General features: G+C 57.5%; 1 protein-coding gene. It reads right to left on the reverse strand.

Going from position 1 to position 1,177, the window contains the following annotated elements:
- Nucleotides 1-1,177 (reverse strand): coenzyme-B sulfoethylthiotransferase subunit alpha (locus EYA77_RS00505; RefSeq protein WP_167815546.1); only part of this gene is annotated, 1,177 nt, incomplete at both ends.

Here is a 1,177-nt window from a genome sequence, read left to right on the forward strand (position 1 = left end):
CACGCGGGTGAGCGAAGTCGAACTTCAGGGCCGGGTCTGCGAAACAGATCTTGATCAGCGGGGAGAGGGTCCATGCATCGCCGCGGCCGAAGTGGGCGGATGCTGCGATGGCTGCGTATTCTCCCTGGTGACCGACGTTCATTGCATAGTTCGGGTAGTTTGGTCCGCGGAACTCGCCGATACAGCCTTCATCAGGTCTGATGGAGAGTGAGTTTGCGGAACCGCACTGGTCCTGCAGATCGTAGCCGAAGAAACCAAGTCTGGACCAGCCGTCTTTGTGCAGAAGCATGGACAGATACCAGCCGTTGAGACCGGCGTTGGAGTTTCCGGTTGCAATCGACGTGGAGATACCGGATGCTGCTGCAAGAACGGCTGCACGCTGGGAACCGCCGAAGTGGTCTTCCATCATGGTCGGGAACTGTTCATACTGCTCCATACCGTAAAGGTTGACTTCGGTTGCGATGTCGTTGACAACTTCCTGGGTTGCTTTGACTTTGTCTTTTGCGTTCGGATTCTTGGTGTCGACCTTGTACTTGTCGTGGAGGTAGTCCATTCCGTAGTAGGTGAAGTCATCAAGGATGTTATCCGTGTAGGCTGCTGTTGCATACTGGGTGAAACCGACACCGCCGGACATATAGGATCCGAGCCAGATCTGGTCGAAGAGCATGGCGCCTGCTGCGACATTTTCCAGGGAGGCTTTTGCCGGGTCGTTCGGGTTGACACGGTCGGCCTGGATCATATCGGAGAAGTTACCAAAGAGCATTCCTCCGGGCTCGTTCGGGCCGCGGGCACGGCGGGCCGGCAGGTGGTGGGCCATGTTGATGACACCAGCGTGCTTTGCTGCAAAGGACAGGTCAGCAACTGCTGCTTCACCGGCGCACATACGGTATGCTGCAATGAAGGACATACCGATCTGCATGGCGGACCAGCGGGAGGTCGTTCCGCCATCACAGGTACGGCCGACAAGGGTCGGCATGTGGACGCACTGCCAGAGGGATTTGCCGACTGCTGCCTGAAGGGCTTCAGCCTGCTTCTTCGGGAAGAGCTTTTCTACATCGATGACGAACTGGGGCTCGAGGTTGTCGGCGAGTTCCTGGTCACCGGTAAATACACGGACGTAACAGTCGTCGGTAAGTCCCGGGTGGGTCTCGACCATGTGTTCCTGAACGACGGCGCC

Origin of the sequence: Methanocorpusculum sp. GPch4, from assembly GCF_012062385.1 — an archaeon.
In the GTDB taxonomy this organism is placed as follows: domain Archaea; phylum Halobacteriota; class Methanomicrobia; order Methanomicrobiales; family Methanocorpusculaceae; genus Methanocorpusculum; species Methanocorpusculum parvum.